The 20724-nt window shown below is 36.5% G+C and carries 21 protein-coding genes; 17 read left to right on the forward strand and 4 right to left on the reverse strand.

Annotated features, from left to right (window positions below; all coding sequences use genetic code 11):
• The first annotated feature begins 33 nt into the window (after window positions 1-33).
• From MKY37_RS16175 to MKY37_RS16200, 6 genes are all read left to right on the forward strand, one after another.
• Window positions 34-738 (forward strand): ankyrin repeat domain-containing protein, encoded by a 705-nt coding sequence (locus MKY37_RS16175; RefSeq protein ID WP_445323071.1) that lies wholly within the window; start codon window positions 34-36, stop codon window positions 736-738.
• Between the two features lie 139 nt (window positions 739-877).
• Window positions 878-2095, forward strand: coding sequence for an amidohydrolase family protein (locus MKY37_RS16180; protein ID WP_340778695.1), 1218 nt, complete (start codon window positions 878-880; stop codon window positions 2093-2095).
• Window positions 2096-2453: 358 nt separating this feature from the next.
• Window positions 2454-3092, forward strand: a complete 639-nt coding sequence (locus tag MKY37_RS16185; protein ID WP_340778696.1) for a class I SAM-dependent DNA methyltransferase — start codon at window positions 2454-2456, stop codon at window positions 3090-3092.
• Window positions 3093-3105: 13 nt separating this feature from the next.
• A complete protein-coding gene (locus tag MKY37_RS16190; protein WP_340778697.1) occupies window positions 3106-3576 on the forward strand; it encodes an S-ribosylhomocysteine lyase in 471 nt (156 codons plus the stop codon).
• Entirely contained in the window at window positions 3576-4505 is a 930-nt protein-coding gene (locus MKY37_RS16195; RefSeq protein WP_340778698.1) for a PLP-dependent cysteine synthase family protein, read from the forward strand. Before MKY37_RS16190 ends, MKY37_RS16195 begins: the two co-directional genes overlap by 1 nt.
• A 2-nt stretch (window positions 4506-4507) precedes the next feature.
• Window positions 4508-5641, forward strand: coding sequence for a bifunctional cystathionine gamma-lyase/homocysteine desulfhydrase (locus MKY37_RS16200; protein WP_340778699.1), 1134 nt, complete (start codon window positions 4508-4510; stop codon window positions 5639-5641).
• Window positions 5642-6214: 573 nt separating this feature from the next.
• Here the strand turns inward: MKY37_RS16200 and MKY37_RS16205 are convergent.
• Window positions 6215-6466 (reverse strand): hypothetical protein, encoded by a 252-nt coding sequence (locus tag MKY37_RS16205; RefSeq protein WP_340778700.1) that lies wholly within the window; start codon window positions 6464-6466, stop codon window positions 6215-6217.
• 147 nt (window positions 6467-6613) lie between these two features.
• Here MKY37_RS16205 and MKY37_RS16210 point away from each other — a divergent pair, with 147 nt between their 5' ends.
• Entirely contained in the window at window positions 6614-7453 is an 840-nt protein-coding gene (locus MKY37_RS16210; protein ID WP_340778701.1) for a DUF2268 domain-containing protein, read from the forward strand.
• 79 nt (window positions 7454-7532) lie between these two features.
• Here MKY37_RS16210 and MKY37_RS16215 read toward each other — a convergent pair whose 3' ends face one another.
• Window positions 7533-8411: a LysR family transcriptional regulator gene (locus tag MKY37_RS16215; RefSeq protein WP_340778702.1), complete on the reverse strand. Its 879-nt coding sequence runs from the start codon at window positions 8409-8411 to the stop codon at window positions 7533-7535.
• 132 nt (window positions 8412-8543) lie between these two features.
• Here MKY37_RS16215 and MKY37_RS16220 point away from each other — a divergent pair, with 132 nt between their 5' ends.
• The 4 genes from MKY37_RS16220 (at window position 8544) to MKY37_RS22415 (ending at window position 11312) form a co-directional block, all read left to right on the forward strand.
• Entirely contained in the window at window positions 8544-9512 is a 969-nt protein-coding gene (locus MKY37_RS16220) for a DMT family transporter (RefSeq protein ID WP_340778703.1), read from the forward strand.
• A gap of 104 nt (window positions 9513-9616) precedes the next feature.
• Window positions 9617-10498, forward strand: coding sequence for a DMT family transporter (locus tag MKY37_RS16225; RefSeq protein ID WP_340778704.1), 882 nt, complete (start codon window positions 9617-9619; stop codon window positions 10496-10498).
• A 156-nt stretch (window positions 10499-10654) separates the two neighbouring features.
• Window positions 10655-10975 carry a DUF378 domain-containing protein gene (locus tag MKY37_RS16230; protein WP_340778705.1) on the forward strand — a complete coding sequence of 107 codons (321 nt, stop codon included), beginning with the start codon at window positions 10655-10657 and terminating at the stop codon, window positions 10973-10975.
• Between the two features lie 232 nt (window positions 10976-11207).
• Window positions 11208-11312: a putative holin-like toxin gene (locus MKY37_RS22415; RefSeq protein ID WP_370627182.1), complete on the forward strand. Its 105-nt coding sequence runs from the start codon at window positions 11208-11210 to the stop codon at window positions 11310-11312.
• Window positions 11313-11633: 321 nt separating this feature from the next.
• Here MKY37_RS22415 and MKY37_RS16235 read toward each other — a convergent pair whose 3' ends face one another.
• The gene (locus MKY37_RS16235; protein ID WP_340779961.1) at window positions 11634-12410 is read right to left on the reverse strand and encodes an enoyl-CoA hydratase-related protein; all 777 of its coding nucleotides are present in this window, start codon (window positions 12408-12410) and stop codon (window positions 11634-11636) included.
• Window positions 12411-12569: 159 nt separating this feature from the next.
• Between MKY37_RS16235 and MKY37_RS16240 the strand changes: the two genes are divergently transcribed.
• The 3 genes from MKY37_RS16240 (at window position 12570) to MKY37_RS16250 (ending at window position 14673) form a co-directional block, all read left to right on the forward strand.
• Complete coding sequence (locus MKY37_RS16240) at window positions 12570-13799, forward strand: EAL and HDOD domain-containing protein (RefSeq protein ID WP_340778706.1); 1230 nt, start codon at window positions 12570-12572, stop codon at window positions 13797-13799.
• A 301-nt stretch (window positions 13800-14100) separates the two neighbouring features.
• Window positions 14101-14271: a hypothetical protein gene (locus MKY37_RS16245; protein WP_340778707.1), complete on the forward strand. Its 171-nt coding sequence runs from the start codon at window positions 14101-14103 to the stop codon at window positions 14269-14271.
• A gap of 36 nt (window positions 14272-14307) precedes the next feature.
• Window positions 14308-14673, forward strand: coding sequence for a hypothetical protein (locus tag MKY37_RS16250; RefSeq protein ID WP_340778708.1), 366 nt, complete (start codon window positions 14308-14310; stop codon window positions 14671-14673).
• On the opposite strand, the gene MKY37_RS16255 is transcribed toward MKY37_RS16250, so the two are convergent.
• On the reverse strand, window positions 14670-15209 hold the full coding sequence (locus tag MKY37_RS16255; RefSeq protein ID WP_340778709.1) for a competence protein ComK: 540 nt from the start codon (window positions 15207-15209) through the stop codon (window positions 14670-14672). The two genes, MKY37_RS16250 and MKY37_RS16255, sit on opposite strands and share 4 nt — an antisense overlap.
• A gap of 178 nt (window positions 15210-15387) precedes the next feature.
• On the opposite strand from MKY37_RS16255, the gene MKY37_RS16260 reads away from it, so the two are divergent.
• The 3 genes from MKY37_RS16260 (at window position 15388) to uvrA (ending at window position 20683) form a co-directional block, all read left to right on the forward strand.
• A complete protein-coding gene (locus MKY37_RS16260; RefSeq protein ID WP_340778710.1) occupies window positions 15388-15624 on the forward strand; it encodes an IDEAL domain-containing protein in 237 nt (78 codons plus the stop codon).
• Window positions 15625-15799: 175 nt separating this feature from the next.
• A complete protein-coding gene (gene uvrB / locus MKY37_RS16265; RefSeq protein WP_340778711.1) occupies window positions 15800-17782 on the forward strand; it encodes an excinuclease ABC subunit UvrB in 1983 nt (660 codons plus the stop codon).
• A gap of 6 nt (window positions 17783-17788) precedes the next feature.
• Window positions 17789-20683 carry an excinuclease ABC subunit UvrA gene (uvrA, locus tag MKY37_RS16270; protein WP_340778712.1) on the forward strand — a complete coding sequence of 965 codons (2895 nt, stop codon included), beginning with the start codon at window positions 17789-17791 and terminating at the stop codon, window positions 20681-20683.
• Window positions 20684-20724 lie beyond the last annotated feature (41 nt).

The following is a 20724-nucleotide window of genomic DNA, read 5'->3' on the forward strand; positions in this document are numbered from 1 at the left end:
AAAAAATACCTTGTAGGAAGAGGAGAAAAGGTGATTTTAAAAAAAGTATTATTTCTATTCATAATTCCATTGTTTTTAATAGGGTGTCAAAACACGAAAGAATCGAATGAAATTGACAATACTCCAGAGGTAAATGGGGACAAAATGAATGAACAATTTTTTCAAGCAGTAGAACATGGAAATATATCTAAGATTAAGAGTCTATCGGAGTCAGGGTTAGATATAAATATTATAGACAATAAGGGTAGAACTGCAGTCATGATTGCTACTTATGCCAACGATCCAGAAACAGTAAAGGTCTTAATCGATTATGGTGCAGATTTAGACATTCAAGATGATATGAAAAACAATCCTTTTTTATATGCAGGAGCAGAGGGCTTTTTAGAAATTTTAAGGATGACAATTGACGCGGGTGCTAATCCAAACCTTTTAAATAGATACGGTGGCACAGCACTTATTCCTGCTTCAGAACATGGCTATGTGGAAGTAGTAAAGGAACTTCTAGAGAACACCGATATCGATGTGAATCATGTTAATAATTTAGGTTGGACTGCAATGATGGAAGCGATTGTTCTAAGCGAAGGGGGCAAAATACACCAGGAAACAATTAAATTATTAATTGAACATGGAGCAGATGTGAACATATCCGACTCAAAAGGAGTCACTCCGCTTCAACATGCGAAAGATAGAGGTTTTGAAGAAATCGAAAAAATACTTCTTCATGCTGGAGCGGAGTGATGGAGTTTTAGCACCTTTTTATATTAAATAGGTCTTTAACTGTTTCAAATATGGTTTTTGTAGAAGCAGGCTGCTCCGGAGAAGTTGTTACAATTTTTGGGTACTTTTATTACAAATGCTTAATAGATAGGAGAAGAATATGGAAAAATATTGGATAAAAAACGTTCGACTAGAAAAAGGTTATAAATATGAAGATGGTGTAATTTCATGCACTTTAACAGAGATCTGTCATATTCGAGTGGAAGATGGCAAGATTACGAATATAGTTCCTTTCGACACGATTATAAATGACGATCTAATAAAATATGATTCAAACCAAATGCTAATGTTACCAACTTTTAAGGAAATGCACATACATATCGATAAAACTTATTACGGTGGTCCATGGAAGGCAATACAACCAGCAACAAGTATTTTTGATAAATTCGATGAAGAAAAAGACCTACTGCCAAAACTTTTACCAACTGCCCAGTACAGAGCGGAAAAAATATTGGAGACTTTACTTAGTTTCGGTTCGACACATGTACGTACTCACTGTAACATAGACCCGGTTATTGGATTGTCAAATCTAGAAGCAACAATGCAAGCACTAGAGAATTTTTCAGGAAAGCTTTCCCATGAAATTGTGGCTTTTCCCCAACATGGACTTTTACGTTCTAATTCTGTTGCCAAAGTTAGACAAGCTTTAAAGCAAGGTGCAACAATAGTTGGTGGTGTTGATCCAGGTAGTGTTGATGATAATATCGAAAAATCATTACAAATAATCATGGATATTGCAGTAGAAGCAAATGCAGGTATAGATATCCACCTCCATGACAGGGACACGTTAGGAATGTTAGCTATGAACCGTCTTGCAGATCTCACAGAAGAGGCGAAATGGCATGGAAAAGTAACCGTAAGTCATGCCTTTGGATTTGCTGGACAGTCAAGTGATGGTTCTGCAGAACTTGCTGAACGCTTTGCTAAGCTAGGTATATCAATTACCTCATCAGTACCTATAGGTAATCTTATTATGCCAATTCCAATGCTTCGAGAAAAATGTGTGAAAGTTGAACTAGGAACAGATAGCCTCACAGATCACTGGTCTCCATTTGGCAATGGGGATAATTTAGAGAAGGCTGGACGTTTAGCTGAACTTTACCACCATGTTGACGAATTATCTCTTTCTCAATCGTTAGGCTATATCACGGGAGGTATAACTCCTTTAGATAAGGAAGGAAATCAAGTTTGGCCACAAGTCGGCGATAAGGCAAGCGTTGTATTTGTTGATGCCAGCTGTTCAGCAGAAGCTGTCGCTAGAAGGTCGAAAAAACGAGTTGTTCTTTTCAATGGGAATATTGTTTCAGGATCATTTTAAAAACCCTCTTTAACCAAACTAGAATAAGTGGTTCATGTAAAAGAAATTTTCCCTATTGGTCTTATGTGCAATCCATAGATTTTTAATCACTGAACAAACTTTACTCCCACTGCAAGCTCAGTGGGAATATCCCTTCAAAATGACTTGCAGTTGGACAAGGACTCCTTGGCAAGTAATTATAGTCATTACCATGATGATTGCAATTCCTATTTTTATCCCAGTGTAATAATAAGAGTTTCTCTATATTAGAGAAGCTTTTTTTATTTGACATTTTGTTGGAATATGTTATAACTATTAATATTAAGCCTAAAACAAAGTATACAAGTAGGAATAATATGTTTCAAAAAGGGGTTTTAAAATGGGAAGAGAATTTGTCGATATTTTTGATGGTTGGGCAGACTCTTACGATGCGTCCGTTTCTGGAAAAGATCCAGAGTATAGAGATGTATTTGAAGGCTATGAAACTATTTTAAATGAGGTAGCTAAACGTGTTTCTGGTATTATTATTGAATTTGGAACAGGCACTGGAAATTTAACGGCAAAGCTATTAGAAGCAGGTAATACCGTTATCGGTATAGAACCTAATACTAAGATGCTGGAAGTAACCGCTGAACGTTTTCCTTCTATTAAATTAATTGATGGGGATTTACTCGAATTTAATGTAGAAAATGACCATATAGATGCAATTGTAAGCACGTATGTGTTCCATCATTTGACAGATGAAGAAAAGGGGATAGCACTAAAAAAATATGCTAGCCTACTTCCGGAGAATGGAAAGCTCGTTTTTGCAGATACTGTTTTTCTTACTAAGGAAGCCAAACAAGCACAGATTTCTAAGGAAAAAAAACGTGGCTTTTTAAATGTAGTAGAAGACCTAGAAAGAGAATACTATACGACTATACCTATATTAGAAGAATTATTCACGGAAGCAGGATTTCAAGTAGGTTTCGTGAAAATGAATGATTATGTTTGGTTAATGGATGCAACGAAAAAATAAGGAGCGATTAATCATGAAAAAAATGAATGTAGAAAGCTTTAACTTAGATCACACAAAAGTAGCAGCACCATTCGTACGCCTTGCAGGAACGAAAGTAGGAAACAATGGCGATGAAATATTAAAATACGATATCCGTTTTAAACAGCCAAATAAAGAACATATGGAAATGCCTGGTCTACACTCTTTAGAGCATCTAATGGCAGAAAATATTCGGAATCATACAGATCAGGTAGTGGATATTAGTCCAATGGGCTGCCAAACTGGTTTTTATTTATCTGTCATCAATCACGATAACTTTGATGAAATTCTTGAAATTCTTGAAAAAACATTACAGGATGTTCTAAATGCAACTGAGGTTCCAGCCTGCAATGAAGTGCAATGTGGTTGGGCAGCAAGCCACAGCTTAGAAGGTGCACAAGAAATCGCTTCTGAAATGCTAGCTAAAAAAGATGAATGGCGTCAAATATACATCGAGGAAGCATAATGAATATATTTAGTAGTGTACAAGATTTAATAGGCAATACACCTGTAGTTGAAATAAAGCATATCCCAATTCCAAATAATTGCCGTATATTCGCCAAGCTTGAATATCTCAACCCAGGCGGCAGTGTGAAAGATAGACTGGGCTTATCTTTAATTGAAGATGGAGAAAAGTCAGGGAAGCTTATACCAGGGGGTACCATTATAGAACCAACAGCAGGTAATACTGGTATTGGTATTGCTTTGGCTGCTATTGGAAAAGGATATAAAGTTATTTTTGTTGTTCCACAGAAATTTAGTGTGGAAAAGCAAACATTGATGCGTGCATTAGGAGCTGAGATCGTCAATACAGATACAGCATTAGGCATGCAGGGAGCGATAAAAAAAGCGGCAGACCTAGTGGCTGAAACGGCAAATGCTTTCTCTCCTTCTCAATTTTCTAATCCTGCAAATCCGGATACGTATTCGAAGTCGATAGGACCTGAATTATGGAGAGATTTAGATGGTAAAATTGACGTCTTTGTAGCTGGTGCTGGATCAGGTGGAACATTTATGGGTACCTCAACATATTTAAAAAAGCAAAATGAATCGATTAAAACAGTTATTGTAGAGCCGGTTGGATCCATTTTAAATGGTGGAGAATCTGGATCTCATGTGACAGAAGGAATTGGTATGGAGTTTCTACCGGACTTCATGGATACTGCCTATTTTAATGCAATCCATACCGTAAGTGATGAGGATGCATTTAAACAATTAAGAGCGCTATCAAAAAATGAAGGTTTACTAGTCGGAAGTTCGTCTGGAGCTGCTTTTCATGGTGCGTTGAAGGAAGCAGAGGTAGCTGTTGAGGGAAGTCATATTGTTACGATTTTTCCGGATTCGAGCGAACGATATTTAAGTCAGAAGGTCTATGAATTATTCAGGGAGGCATAAAAATGCGCGCTAAAACGAAATTAATACATGCGGGAATTGTTGGAGACGAGGCAACTGGAGCGGTATCGACACCTATTTATCAAGTAAGTACGTATAAACAAGAAGCAGTAGGTAAATTCAAAGGCTATGAATATTCACGTACTGGAAATCCTACTCGTCATGCTTTAGAAGTATTAATCAGTGAGCTGGAAGGTGGAGTGGCCGGGTTTGCTTTTGCATCTGGAATGGCTGCAACAAGCTCCGTTATGATGCTTTTTGGCAAAGGCGATCATGTTATATTAACAGATGATGTATATGGTGGGACTTTCCGTGTTATTTCTAAAGTGTTGAATCGCTTTGGAATTGAAGCGACTTTCGTGGATACTGGAGATATATCGAATGTAGAAGCGGCCATAACCGAAAATACAAAAGCTATTTTCTTGGAAACACCTACAAATCCATTATTAAAAATTACAGATATTGAAGCGATTGCTAAGTTTGCGAAAGAAAAAGGATTATTAACAATTGTGGATAATACGTTTATGACGCCATATTTTCAACAACCAATTGCACTTGGCGCTGACATTGTCGTACATAGTGCGACAAAGTATTTGGGTGGTCATAGTGATGTAGTAGCCGGTCTTGTCGTTGTAAACTCTGAACAGCTAGCTACCGATTTACATTTTGTACAAAATTCAGTTGGAGCGGTTCTCGGACCTCAGGATTCTTGGCTACTAATGCGTGGTATTAAAACACTTGGTATTCGGATGGAAGAGCATAATACAAATGCACAACGAATTGCAGAGTTTTTGAATAGCCATGAAGCTGTTTCTAACGTTTTTTATCCGGGATTAGCTACTCATCCTGGACATGAGTTGATGAAGAAACAGACGACAGGCTTCGGTGGGATGATATCCTTCGATGTTGGAAGTGCTGAGAAAGCAGATGAGCTTTTAGCGAAGCTGCATTACTTTACACTTGCAGAGAGTCTAGGCGCAGTGGAGAGTTTAATCTCTGTTCCAGCTCGAATGACACACGCATCTATCCCAAGCGAGCGCCGTGCAGAGCTTGGTATTACAGACGGGCTTGTCCGAATTTCAGTAGGAATTGAAGATGTAGAAGACTTATTAGAGGATTTAACGCAAGCACTAGCATAATTTTAAACGTAGAGAGGCTGCAACCTATCTTTACTAAAGATAAGAAGTATATAAAATGTACCATGTATACTGGATTCATTAGACTTAAAAGAATGATTAATACAGTTGATTTCCGTTTCAGGTGGAGAACAAAGGCTAAGAGCGCCACGAGGAGTAGTAAGTGTTTGCCTATAAAGAAGCGAAATAGCGAACGAAATTGCATCTTCGGGACCCGCACGATGCGGGTCAGGCAGTCGTTGCGAAATATTTCTAGCTTTGCGCAGGAGCACCTCGATGTCGCGCACTTAGACTGTCATCATCTCTTTGAATAGGTAAGTATTTTTTCTCTAGTTATCCAAAAAGTACTTACCTGTTTCTAAGAGTTGTAGGAGGACGAGGGATAAACAAACGCCATAAGATTACCGAAAAAAAGGATGCTAGTTTGGTTGTGACAAACGACACAACCAAACTAGCATCCTAAAAAAATCATTCGGTAATCTTATAGCAAACATGTCTGTCCAAAGTTCTTCGAAAACGATAGAAACAGGTTTTGACCTTAAAGAACGGGCATGTCTTTTGTCCGTTTATTCTTATTTACCAGAAAAATGCGGAAGCTAGTGCGATACCGGTAATTGCACCAAGTGCAATACCGAAGCCAAAGCCAAATCCTCCAAAGCCGAAAAATCCTAGCCCATAACCACCAAGCTCCTCATCAGGTCGAATCCAGACCATATTTCTATTTACTCTTGTAACTTCGCCAAGATGTACTCGACCTTCTCTATCTGTAATTCTTACCCTTTTTCCATGATATCTACAACAGAGATTATATAATTCATTTTGATTCATCTTTAGTCCTCCTCTCTATAAAACTACATACAGGTATGTTCTATTAGTTTATGTTTGCAATGAGGACTTGCTAGAGACAGTTGTCTATGCCTCTGTGGCTAAAAAAAAATAGAAACATATGCTATAAGACGAAAAAGGAGAGGATCTATGTCGGTCAAAGAAACGAGAAATATGCTATTTACATTTGTGGAAAGATGCGAAGAACAAGATGGCAGAGGGGTGGAGACTTTACAACGAGAGATTATATGCGATCCAGTTATGAAGTTTTTCCCAGATATAAATTCAGAGGTCATACAATATGAACTTTTAAAAAACGGTTTATTTGAACCAACTGAATGGAAATCTATAAAGAAAATCCTGCGAGAATTAGAAGTCAAAAATATTTGGGATATCGTGAAACAAGAATATAAATATTTGCGAGAATTATGGGATGGTCCAAAGGTTTCCATTTATATTTTCCCGATAAAAAAAGAGAGCAAGCAGAGAAGCAAGGACTTCCCACGTAAAAATGGTATCGCTTATAAAAAAGTGCTTTTTCTTTTCGTATCCCCAGATTTAACAAAAGAAGAGGTTAAAGCATTAGTAGCACATGAGTATAACCACGTATGTAGATTAAAATTTATAGATTTTCCACCAGCAGCTATTTCTCTAAATGAATCGATTATTGTCGAAGGGCTTGGAGAGTTTGCGGTTAAGCAATTGTACGGAAAAAAGTGGTTAGCACCATGGGCAAGTATGTATGATTTAGAAGAGGTAAGTAAAATATGGAAAAGGCATTTTGTTCACGCCTTACAGATAAAGGGGATTAAAAATCATCAGCTCTTCCTATTTGGTCAAACTAACACACCGTTTCCGAAATGGATTGGGTATCATATTGGATATCAAATTGTGCATACGTACAACAAAAATCGTGGTCCTTTTGTTATGAAAGAATTGCTCCTTAAATCCTCCGATGAAATCATAGCAGGCTCTGATTTTGCTATATAAGCAAAAGCGTCATCTCTAGATTTTAGTAGATGACGCTTAATTTTAGTTTGGGCTTTTCGTTTGTCATCCTCTCATTATTCTAAAATGATAATAGTTCAGAGGTTTCTCCTTTACTCAATTCAATAGTTTCGATAAATTTTTCGACCGTCGTTGTTAAATAAGTGTTTGACCGTCTAATAAATACTGTTTTAATTTCACTATATTTGGTCGGTATTAAATGACATTGAATAAGTCCACGCGCTTCTAAGTGTGAAACTGCTGATTTGGGGATTAGGGTGATGCCCAAACCTGCGACAACGCTGCTTAAAATCGTTTCTAATGTTCCGAACTCCATTACTTTTTTAGGAACTATATTTTCATCCTTATACCAAGCTTCTAATCTTGCTCTATATCCACATCCTTTGTTAAAACATAAAAAGGGTTCATTTTTCAGTTGTTCCAAGGATGTTGTATTCTTATTGGATATTAAAACAAGCTCCTCTTGAAAGACATTATGGGAGACAAGCTCAGGGTGTGGAGTGGTTTCTGTGACAAAAGCTCCGTCTAATCGATGATTTAATACTTTCTCCTGTAGCTTCTCTGTGACACCTGAGAAAAGAGAGAGATCTACTTCCTTATACTTTTTAGTAAAGGTAGATAAAATGGTTGGCAGTTTTATGACAGTTTCGATTGTCCCAATTTCTAACTTACCAGACGGTTGGTCTTTATTTTGTACCACTTTTTTCATTTCTTTGGTTAGCGATAAGATTTGTTCGCAATATACTAATAGCTTCTTTCCTTCAGGAGTTAAGCTCATTCCTCTATTATGTCGATTAAATAATGGTGTGTTTAACTCTGTTTCAAGTTTTTTTATACGGGCAGTAATATTTGACTGAACATAACTAAGTTCTTTCGCAACCTCTGTGACGGTTCCTTTTTGAGCAACAAGTTGAAATATTTCTAAGTCTCTTAGCTCCATCTTGTAACTCCTCCTTTGTATATTTTATGGTATCACTAAAAGTGATATATAACATCAAAAATAATCATTTTACATGATAGGTACTTTTGACGTTTAATAGGTAAGGGAATACGAGAAGGAGATTACTTATTTATGAAAAACAATATTTTTTTAGGAGCTTTTCTATGTTTTATCGCAAGTGTATCGTGGGGAGCAATGTTTCCAGTTGCACATCATGCTTTTACATATATTGATCCGTTTTACTTTACTATTTTCCGGTATGGAGCAGTTTCCATTATTTTAGTCGTTCTTTTATTATGGAAGGAAGGACCAAAGGCGTTTCGAATGGAGGGGAAAGGGACGCTATTATGGTTTTTCGGCACAATGGCATTTACCGTTTATAATTTACTTATTTTCTGGGGTGAGGATTTACTAGGAGAGCCAGGTGTAATGGTTGCGTCTATTATGGAATCATTGATGCCGATGATTTCTATTATTATCGTTTGGTTATTTTATAGACGCCGTCCTTATTCATTTACATTATTATGTGTTGTGGTTTCTTTCGTTGGAGCGATACTTGTTATTACGAAAGGAAATATAGGTTCCTTTCTTACTGCAACTAATAATATTATTCCATCCTTATTTATATTAATCGCAGTAGTAGGATGGGTTGTGTATACGATGGGTGGAGACAAATTTAGAGGTTGGTCTGTCCTTCGTTACTCGACATTAAGCTGTTTGCTAGGTACGCTTTCTGCAGTAATCATTGTAGGAATTGCGACAATGATAGGATACGTCTCCATACCGACAGTTGATACGGTTCAAGCAGTTACTCCTCATCTACTATTCATGATTATCTTTCCAGGAGTTATTGCCTTAGTAGGTTGGAATGTTGGAGTTAGTATTCTATCACCTTTAAATGCTTTGTTGTTTATTAATTTTGTTCCTGTAACGACGCTTGTTATTTCGAGTATTCAAGGAAACCATATATCTGCCTTTGAAATTATAGGAGTAGGATTTATCATACTGTCCCTTCTTGCTAATAATATTTTTGTACGGTTAATTCAAAAGAAAGAGACATTGCAAAGTGTAAAACAAAGTTTACAAGAAAGTATTTCCTAATTAACTAAGCGACTTCCACTACAATAGAAATTTTGTAGAAGAAGGCGCTTTTTTTTGAATTTTTGCGATATACTAGTTTTAGTGAAAAAAGGTTGGTGGAAATAATGTTTAAATACATCGGAGAAATATTGCTAGTTCTTACGGCGATTATTTGGGGTAGTGGGTTTGTGGCCAGTGCGGTGGCTTTGGAACACTATACGCCGTATCAGATTTTAGCAGGTAGGTTTTTAATCGGAGCGGTTATATTAAGTCTTATATTTTTCAAGAAGCTAAATAAACTAAAGAAAAGCACGCTGATTAAAGGAGCAGTGTTAGGGATATTTTTATATATAGCTTTTGCTCTTCAAACAGTGGGTTTGCAATTCACAACACCATCAAAAAATGCATTTTTAACGGCTGTGAACGTGGTTATCGTCCCTTTTATAGGATTTCTTCTATATAAAAGAAAAATTGATATGTACGAACTAACTGGTGCAATTCTCGCTATTGTTGGTATTGCTGTACTATCGTTAAAATTATCATCTAACGTGAATGTTGGGGATTTATTGACCTTAGGCTGTGCGGTAGGTTTTGCTTTTCATATTTTTTATACTGCTAAGTTTGTTAAGACGGAAGATCCTGTTGTGCTAACTATTGTACAAATGGTTACGGCGGCAGTAATTGGTTGTATAGTCGTGTTATTTAGAGGAGAGACAAGCTTTTCTATGGAAACTGAGGGTATGATGAATCTGTTGTACTTAGGAATTTTCTCCACAACCATTGCTTTTCTAATGCAAACAGTGGCTCAAAAATACATAACTGAAACAAAGGCGGCAATTATTTTAGCTACTGAATCTTTTTGGGGAATGGTTTTTTCCGTTATCATCCTGAGTGAGATCATGACGAGCAGAATGGTTATCGGTGCATTGCTTATCCTTTTAGCTATTCTTATTTCTGAAACGAAAATGGAATTTATGAAAAAGGATAAAATGAAAACAGTCGCCTAATTTTGCAGTTCTTCTAGGACAAAATAATAATGGAATTTCTCTTCATGTATGATTCGTTACTTATGGTAAAAGATAAGAGCGAATCTTAGTTGTTTACGATATGTTATCCCATATCGTCGCTATCATTCATACAACTAATGAAGGAGGAGTTAATCAATGGGATTTATACATCGGCTTGCTTTAGCCCTCGTTATAATTGGTGCAATTAACTGGGGATTGATCGGCTTTTTCGAATTCGATTTAGTTGCTTCTATTTTCGGCGGGCAGACTGCACTTTTTTCTAAAGTGATCTATGCATTGGTTGGCATAAGTGGCTTAATCTGCATTCCGCTTTTATTTAGAACTGAGGGTGAAGAAGAGTTTGGCACCAGCAGGCAAAGTTCTCGAAATCTTCAATATGGAACTGAATTCGGTGAAGAACCTGATTTCAAAGATATAAACGAAGTCACTTCGAAAGAGAATGAGCTGAAAAAATAACTAAAAAAGGATGGATAACTGCGAATTTGTTGCAGTTTATCTATCCTTTTTTATAAGAATGTATTTAAAGGATAAGCTAGCTGATAATGGTGGATTTTAATTACTAATATGTCTGTTAATTCTGATGTTATAGAACGTGTGTGTGGTATAATAGAGGAAATAGATTGATAAACTCATGGGTGGTTGGCACTTGTTTTATTCTTTCTGTCACTGAATTATAGACAGAAAGGGGGTGTTGCTTTTGACTGTTTTCGAATCGCTTGTAATAATGATTAGTTTTTCTTCGCTACTAGTAGCTCTTATTACGCTTAGCTTTTCAATGACACGGAAAAAGTAATCCACCTATGAGTTAGCGCTCGGTTGGATTACTTTTGTCTGTCGTGCCATTCCCCTTGCAGGGAATCATTCTATTTTGCCGCTTAGATGGTTGCACATCTAAGCGGTTTTTATATTGTATCTATTTTATGCCTTCAGTATACCAAGTTTTAGTCCGAGTATCAAAGAAATCAAAAAAATCTTAACCTACCTTTGCAAATTATTGACACCAACTTATCTGGTTCTCTGACCATGAATCTCAGTGTTCATAATACTTCAAAGTACTAACTGATAAAATTGATTTCTTTAGTAGTGTGTTGCTGCTAATTATTCTTGGATAAATTTAATTTCCTTTAAAAACAGGCTTTCTTTTTTCTCCAAAGGCCTGTAGTGCTTCTAATCGATCCTCTGTAGGTATAGTGACTTCATAGGCTTTTCTTTCAATACTTAGACCAGTTTGTAGATCTACATTCATCCCGTGCTTCACCGCAAACTTAGCTTGTTGTAATGCAATCGGTCCATTTGCAAGCATCAGTGCTGCAAATGCTTCTGTTTCTTCCAACAGCGTTTCCCTTGTTGTTACCTTTGTTACTAGTCCATAGGATATTGCTTCTTCGGCTTTTAGTCTTTTAGCAGTTAAAATTAGTTCTAATGCTTTCGATTCTCCGATAAGTCTTGGGAGACGTTGTGTTCCACCGGCACCTGGAATTATTGCCAAACTTGTCTCAGTTAAACCAAGTTGAATATCATCTGAGGCAATTCTAAAATCACAGGCAAGTGCTAATTCTGTTCCGCCCCCAAAAGCATAGCCATTTAGCATAGCTATTGTTGGTTGTGGAAGGTTTTCAATTGCAGTAAATACTTCACCAATTTTATATATATTACGTTTCACTTGTTGATCAGTTAATGTTTTTCGTTCCTTTAAGTCTGCGCCAACACTAAATGATTTTTCTCCTGCGCCTGTGAAAATAACTACACGGATATCTGGATTAATGCGGATAGATTCTACAATATCTCCAAGTTTACGAAGCATCTCATAGTTAAATGCATTTAATGCTTCTGGTCTATTTAGAGTGACATATGCTAAATTACCCTGTTGTATATAACGGATGGATTCCATTAATATTTCTCCCCTTTCAACTATTCTCTCCCCATTATCAAACATATCATGTTCTAAGTTATCTGTCATCCATAGGAAATTAATAGAAAATATATCGATATTCTTGGAAAGATTTGCTACAATAGATCTATTGAATATTTATGGATTTGAGGAGTTTGGATGGATATTTTCGTGGCGAGACAGCCTATCTTTACAAAAAATGAGCATATTTTTGCCTTCGAATTATTATATCGTGATAGTGACACTAATGCATTTCCGGTTGTAGATGGGGATTTAGCGACTTTAGAGGTATTAACTCATTCATTTTTGACTATAGGCATAAATAACCTCGTGGGAGAAAAATTGTGTTTTATTAATTTTACTGAAAATTTATTAGACAATACAGTATTTGATAAGATTCCTCCTAAACGCATAGTTGTGGAAGTTTTAGAGGATATTCCAATAACACCATCTTTAATTCAGAAGCTTAAATATATTAAAAAGTTAGGTTTTTTACTTGCTTTAGATGATTTTATTTTACATAAAAATATAAAGTTGTATGATGAGTTATTTAGTTTAGTTAATTTTATCAAGGTTGATTTTATTTTGAGCAAACCTTCTGAGAGACAAGTTATTGAAAAAATTGTGAAGAAAAATTATCCTCATATTGTACTTTTAGCTGAAAAAGTAGAGACTCGAGAAGAATTTTATGATGCAAAAGAGGCTGGATACGGATTATTTCAGGGATACTTTTTTGCCAAACCTGAAATTATTAAAGGGACTGACATCCCTGCTAATATGGCACAATATTTTCGAATTATTAGCTTGCTGAGTAACCGATTTTCTTCTATTGAACAAATAGCTGAGGAAATCGAGCGCGATGTGTCACTCTCCTTCAAAGTTTTGAAAATTATTAACTCACCAGCCGCTAGAAAAAAATCTAAAATTCGTTCCATTAAACAAGCGGTAGTGATGTTGGGATTAGAAGAATTGAAACATTGGTTATATGTATTAATGTTAAGAGAGTCGAAAACAAATTCTAATGGAGATGGAATGGCTCTTATTGAAGCATCCTTATTCCGGGCAAAGCTTTGTGAGTTATTGGCTAAAAAACGATTTTTGCGTAACTCCTCTGAATATTTTTTAGTAGGAATGTTTTCTTTAATCGACACATTGCTGCATCAGAAGATGAATCATTTACTTCAAGAACTTCCACTTTCGGATGAAATAGTAGACACGCTTTCGGGGAAACGTACCGATATGACTCCTTATCTAGACCTTTCCGTAGCTTGTGATGAAGTGAGGTGGGATGACATAATTGCGGGGGCAGAGGCTATTGGTATCGATCACGCTACGTTAAATAAATGTTATTTAGAAGCCCGTAGTTGGGCTATGGATATAGTAAGTTAAGAACGACTGCCATTTTTTTAGAATGGCAGTTGTTCTTTTTTTTAAGAAAGTATAAAATTTTGTGCTTGAACTCAGTGAACCAGATAACTTGAAGCCGTTTCAGATGGATGCTTTTGAGCGGGTGAGATGAGCCATCACCGAAAGCTCACGCGTTAGCTGTGACGACTTATCTGCGTCATTCATTTCACTCGCCGCCCTACACTTCCATCATTAAGTAAATATCTTCTGGCGCTTCCTCTTTAATCAATCGGTAATAAGTCTGTCCAAAGCCTGTCCAAAGCCTGTCCAAAGCCTTCTGAAAATGGTAGAAACAGGTTTGAATTTAAAGGAATGGGCATCTGTTTTTCCTGGTTTCTTAAGACTAAAAGCTGGTATTTCATACTTCAACAAAGCTTACTTTTGTCAGTCTAGTCAATTCCTCTATTTTCCAAAGCCTCGATTATTGCATTTCCCGATAAAAGTAGTACAATAAAAATAGAACAGGCGTTCTATAAAAGGAGGAGTAGTTATGCCATTAATACCGGAAGAGGCAATCCCATATTTTGAAAACATGATCTATCTTCCAATGGTCTTGACTATTTTAGAAAAAGATCGAACTATTTTTGAAAAGGCTCCATTTAAACTGAAGCGTCCGTATATCGTTTTAGTGGAAGAAGCAGGAAAGCAAGTTCAGAAAGAATTAAAACAGACGCATATGTATATGAAGCGTCACAGTATGAAAGTTCTTCGTGGAGAAGGAGATGATATGTTCACAGAGTATGTATTTTTTCATGGAGGTTATGAAGAACATCGTCGTTATCTAAACGTTCGTCTCCGCAATAGAGTTGAAGAACTACTCTCTATATATTTGGCGGTAATAGAAAAACTTCATTAGTACTGTGAATCTTTTTGAAATTGTGGAATTCTAGTAATGTAACCAGTATTCATCAGATAACTCATCCGTTTTAGCAAATGCATATTTAGGATATTAGCAAATCCAACCTGTCGACTTATTGTCTGAGGAGATGAAGGCACGGTTATTTTTTGACCATTTGTTAAAACGACCACACAACCATCTTCGGAAGGATAAAATGATTCTATTGCCCTAAAAGAGAACCACACATTCAAATCTGATTTAGGAGAGAGTATTGGTATCAATATACACGGATTTCCGAAGTCATGAGCTATAAGAATCGGTAGCTTCAAATAATTTCCAATCGCATCCCTCGATAATCGAACAGTGTGCTGGAAAGAAGAGCCATAGAAAGAACAAGAGTGACGAACAATATCAAAAGGCTTTTTACCTATTATATTTGACTCACCTGAAAAGTTAGTCACTTTTGTAAATATCGTATTATTCACTACAATAGGTTGAAGTACAGCGGTTTCAAATGAAATAAAAAAAGATTGTTCTTCTACTTTATTCGACATAAAAATCCACTCCTTTGTATTATGCACCTCAATTATAGTTAATTTTGGAAAAAAATCAAGTATATATAATGAATCTTTAAAATATTCACATTTTACTATGTAGTTGTAATTTTCTTAAAATGATTGCAAGTATCTCTTTGCTTTTATATAATAGAAAAAAGACATCGGGGTGATGGAGATGGACAAACAATATTCATATGCAGATTTCTTGAAAGCAATGGGTCAAACGGGGAAAGAAAGTTCTGCCGAAAATTTGTTAAACGAAATATATCTTGATATGTTTTTGAACATTATCCACCGGGAACAAAGTAGTAAACGTCTCTTAGTATTGATAGACGAGGCACTAGATCAGAAAGATATGGCGGCATTTATGGAGTATACAAATGCACTTCATCAACTAAACTGTCCAAAATAACCAACCAATGATTAAAAAAATCACTTCTAAATGGAGTGATTTTTTTATGTGGATAATTCAAAGTCACTGGTATCAGTGGCTTTTTGTACTATATAAAAAACGTATGTTCGTTTTAGTAGGAATCAAAAAAAGAGTGTGTTAAACTGAAATTATTCAAAAAATGGGAGGCTTTTGTATGGAACAAATTTTTGATTTACAAGCTCCGTATGAGCCAGCGGGAGATCAAATAGAAGCAATAAAAGAACTAGTAGAAGGCGTTAATGAAGGAAAAAGATATCAAACCTTACTTGGTGCAACAGGTACAGGTAAAACATATACGATTTCAAACGTGATTCAGCAAACAAACAAACCGACGCTAGTAATGGCACATAACAAAACACTTGCTGGACAATTATATAGCGAGTTTAAAGAATTCTTCCCAAATAATGCTGTGGAGTATTTCGTTAGTTATTATGATTATTTTCAACCGGAAGCATACGTTCCACAAACCGATACATTTATAGAAAAGGATTCAAGTATCAACGAGGAAATAGACAAGTTACGACATTCTGCTACATCCTCTTTATTCGAAAGAAAAGACGTCATTATTATCGCTTCAGTATCCTGTATCTATGGGTTAGGGAATCCAGAAGAATACAAAGAGATGGTCGTATCACTAAGAACGGGAATGGAAATTGAACGGAATCAGCTATTAAGAAAACTCGTTGACATTCAATATGAACGAAACGATTTGAACTTCGTACGTGGAAAGTTCCGTGTTCGTGGTGATGTAGTAGAAATTTTTCCTGCTTCACGTGATGAAAAATGTCTGCGAGTAGAATTTTTCGGAGATGAAATTGATCGTATTCGTGAGGTTAATGCACTTACTGGAGAAATTTTAGGTGAACGTGATCATGTCGCTATATTTCCAGCTTCCCACTTCGTTACTCGTGAGGAAAAGTTGAAAATAGCCTTAGCAAATATTGAAAAAGAATTAGAAGAGCAGCTTGCCTATTTAAGAAGTGAGGATAAATTATTAGAAGCTCAACGTTTGGAGCAACGTACGAGATATGATTTAGAAATGATGGAAGAGATGGGCTTTTGTTCAGGGATCGAAAACTACTCTCGTCATTTAACATTAAGAGAAGCTGGAGCAGTCCCTTATACATTACTGGATTATTTTCCGGAGGACTTTTTACTCGTAGTGGATGAAAGTCACGTTTCATTACCTCAAGTAAGAGGGATGTATAATGGTGACCAAGCTAGAAAATCAGTGCTTGTAAATTATGGTTTCCGATTGCCCTCAGCACTAGATAATCGCCCTCTAACATTCAATGAGTATGAAAAACATATAAACCAAGCTATATTTGTTTCAGCAACACCTGGTCCTTATGAGCTAGAGCATACACCTGAAATGGTGGAGCAAATTATTCGTCCAACTGGTCTATTGGATCCAGTCATTACAGTGAAACCAATTGAAGGACAAATAGATGATTTGATCAATGAAATACATGAAAGATCTTTCAAAAATGAACGGGTTTTAATTACGACACTAACGAAAAAAATGTCGGAGGATTTAACGGATTACTTAAAAGAAATCGGTATAAAGGTACAGTATTTACATTCAGAAGTAAAAACCTTGGAACGTACTGAAATTATTCGTGAGCTCCGTTTAGGTACCTACGATGTATTAATAGGAATTAACTTATTACGAGAGGGTATAGATATACCAGAGGTTTCTCTAGTAGCTATTTTAGATGCTGATAAAGAAGGATTTTTACGTTCTGAGCGTTCTTTGATTCAGACTATTGGTCGTGCTGCTCGTAACTCTAATGGAGAAGTTATTATGTATGCGGATAAGATGACAGACTCCATGAGAAAAGCTATAGATGAAACGAAGCGTCGTCGGTCAATTCAAATGGAATACAACGAGAAACATGGTATAACACCAAAAACAATTCAAAAGAAAATAAGAGAAGTTATACGTGCTTCACAGGTTGCGGAAGAGGAAGAAACGTATGCACAACGTTTAATAAGTGGAAAACCATTAACGAAACAAGAAAAAGCAACACTTCTAGAAAATTTAGAAAAAGAAATGAAAGATGCAGCCAAAGCGCTTAATTTTGAACGAGCTGCAGAATTACGCGACGCAATTTTGGAACTGAAGCTGGAAGGGTGATAGGTGTTGAAAAATCAAGAAATCGTGATTCAAGGTGCACGTGCACATAATTTAAAAAATGTAAGCTTGAAAATACCAAGAGATAAGCTAGTGGTCATGACTGGACTTTCTGGATCAGGTAAGTCTTCTTTAGCCTTTGACACAATTTACGCTGAAGGACAACGAAGATATGTAGAGTCATTATCAGCCTATGCACGACAATTTTTAGGGCAAATGGATAAGCCAGATGTCGATGTCATTGAGGGACTATCACCAGCTATTTCCATTGATCAAAAAACGACTAGTAAAAACCCACGATCTACAGTAGCGACTGTGACCGAAATTTATGACTATATGCGACTTTTGTATGCGAGAGTCGGAAAACCGATCTGTCCAAACCATGGTATTGAAATTTCATCTCAAACAATTGAACAAATGGTAGATCGCTTAAGTGAATACCCAGAAAAAACAAAGATGCAAGTGCTAGCACCTATTGTTTCAGGACGTAAAGGAACCCATGTAAAGCTTTTAGAAGAGATGAAAAAAGAGGGCTTCGTTCGTGTGCGCATCGATGGAGAGTTAATAGACTTAGATGATGATATCAATCTAGATAAAAATAAAAAACATAATATTGAGGTTGTAATCGACCGAATTATAATGAAAGAAGGAGTTGCTGCAAGGCTTAGTGATTCTATAGAGTCTGCTCTAAGACTTGCAGATGGTAGAGTTTTAATAGATGTGATGGAACATGAAGAAGTTCTATTTAGTGAGCATCATGCATGTCCAATATGTGGATTTTCAATCGGAGAATTAGAGCCACGAATGTTTTCTTTCAATAGTCCATTTGGTGCTTGTACAGATTGTGATGGACTTGGCACGAAGTTAGAGGTCGATCCCGACTTAGTTGTTCCCGACAAAAGTGTCACACTCGCAGACGGAGCTATTGTCGCATGGCAACCAACAAGCTCCCAGTATTATCCAAAGCTTTTAGAGGCAGTATGTAAGCATTACAAAATAAAAATGAATGTTCCAGTTGAGAAATTACCGATTGATCAGTGGAACAAAATTATGTATGGCTCAGGAAATGATAAACTTCGTTTCCGCTATGAAAATGAATTTGGACAAGTTCGAGATAGCCTAATTTCATTTGAAGGTGTTCTTGCTAATATTGAGCGTAGATATAAAGATACTTCCTCTGATTATATTCGTGAGCAAATGGAAAAGTATATGGAGCAGCATGATTGTCCTACATGTAATGGCTATCGTCTAAAAGAAGAAACACTTGCAGTGAAGATAAACTCCCTTCATATTGGGGAAATTACAAAGTATTCCATTGAAGAAGCATATAAGTTTTTCAACGAATTGACCTTATCTGAAAAAGATATGCAAATAGCCCGGCTTGTACTGAGAGAGATCAATGAACGTCTAGGGTTTCTGGAGAATGTTGGTTTAGATTATTTAACATTAAACCGTGCGTCAGGAACGTTATCAGGTGGGGAAGCGCAACGTATTCGCTTGGCAACCCAAATTGGATCAAGATTGACAGGTGTGTTATACATTTTGGATGAACCGTCTATCGGTTTACATCAGCGAGATAATGATCGACTAATCGAAACATTAAAAAACATGCGAGATATTGGAAACACCTTAATAGTTGTAGAGCATGATGAGGACACAATGATGGCAGCGGATTATTTAATAGACGTGGGTCCTGGTGCAGGGGTGCATGGCGGAGAGATAATCGCTGCAGGAACTCCTGAGCAAGTGATGAAAAACAAAAAGTCTTTAACTGGTCAATATTTAAGTGGTCAGAAGTTTATTCCTCTTCCAGTAGAAAGAAGAAAGCCAGATGGACGCTTTATCAAAATAAAGGGAGCTTCAGAAAACAACTTGAAAAATGTAAATGTAGATGTTCCGTTAGGAGTATTTACAGCTGTTACAGGAGTTTCGGGATCTGGTAAAAGTACATTAGTAAATGAAATACTATATAAATCTCTAGCACAAAAACTAAATCGTTCCAAAGTGAAGCCCGGGGCACATAAAAGCATGGAAGGTATCGACATGCTGGAAAAAGTCATTGATATAGACCAGTCTCCAATTGGCCGTACGCCAAGGTCCAACCCAGCTACTTATACGGGAGTTTTTGATGATATGCGTGATCTTTTTGCATCAACGAATGAAGCGAAGGTAAGAGGATATAAAAAAGGAAGATTTAGCTTTAATGTTAAAGGCGGTCGTTGTGAGGCTTGTCGTGGAGATGGCATTATAAAAATTGAAATGCATTTCCTTCCAGATGTATATGTTCCATGTGAAATCTGTCATGGCAAACGTTACAACCGTGAAACGTTAGAAGTGCAATACAAAGGTAAAAATATTGCTGATATACTTAAAATGACTGCAGAGGATGGGCTTGCCTTTTTCGAAAATCATCCGAAAATCAGCCGTAAACTACAAACAATTGTAGATGTAGGACTTGGATATATGGAATTAGGACAACCAGCAACTACCCTCTCTGGTGGGGAAGCACAGCGTGTAAAGCTGGCTTCTGAATTACACAAGCGTTCTAATGGGAAGTCATTTTATATTTTGGATGAACCGACTACAGGTCTACATGTAGACGATATCGCAAGATTGCTAGTAGTCCTTCAGCGTTTAGTAGATAACGGAGATAGCGTATTAGTAATTGAGCATAATTTAGATGTCATTAAAACAGCGGATTACATGATTGATCTGGGGCTAGAAGGTGGAGACAAAGGTGGAACAATTCTTGCGGTAGGTACACCTGAGAAAATTGCTGCATCGAAAGACTCGTATACAGGGAAGTACTTGAAAAATATTTTAGAAAGAGATCGACAACGCATGGATGAAGTTGTAACGAAAGCGTCTAAAAAGAAAAAAAGTCCTGTATCGACTTCGTCATGAAACTTTTTGATTTTTCATTCGTATAAAGTAGTGTAAGTAAA

This window comes from Psychrobacillus sp. FSL K6-2836, assembly GCF_038003085.1.
GTDB lineage: Bacteria > Bacillota > Bacilli > Bacillales_A > Planococcaceae > Psychrobacillus.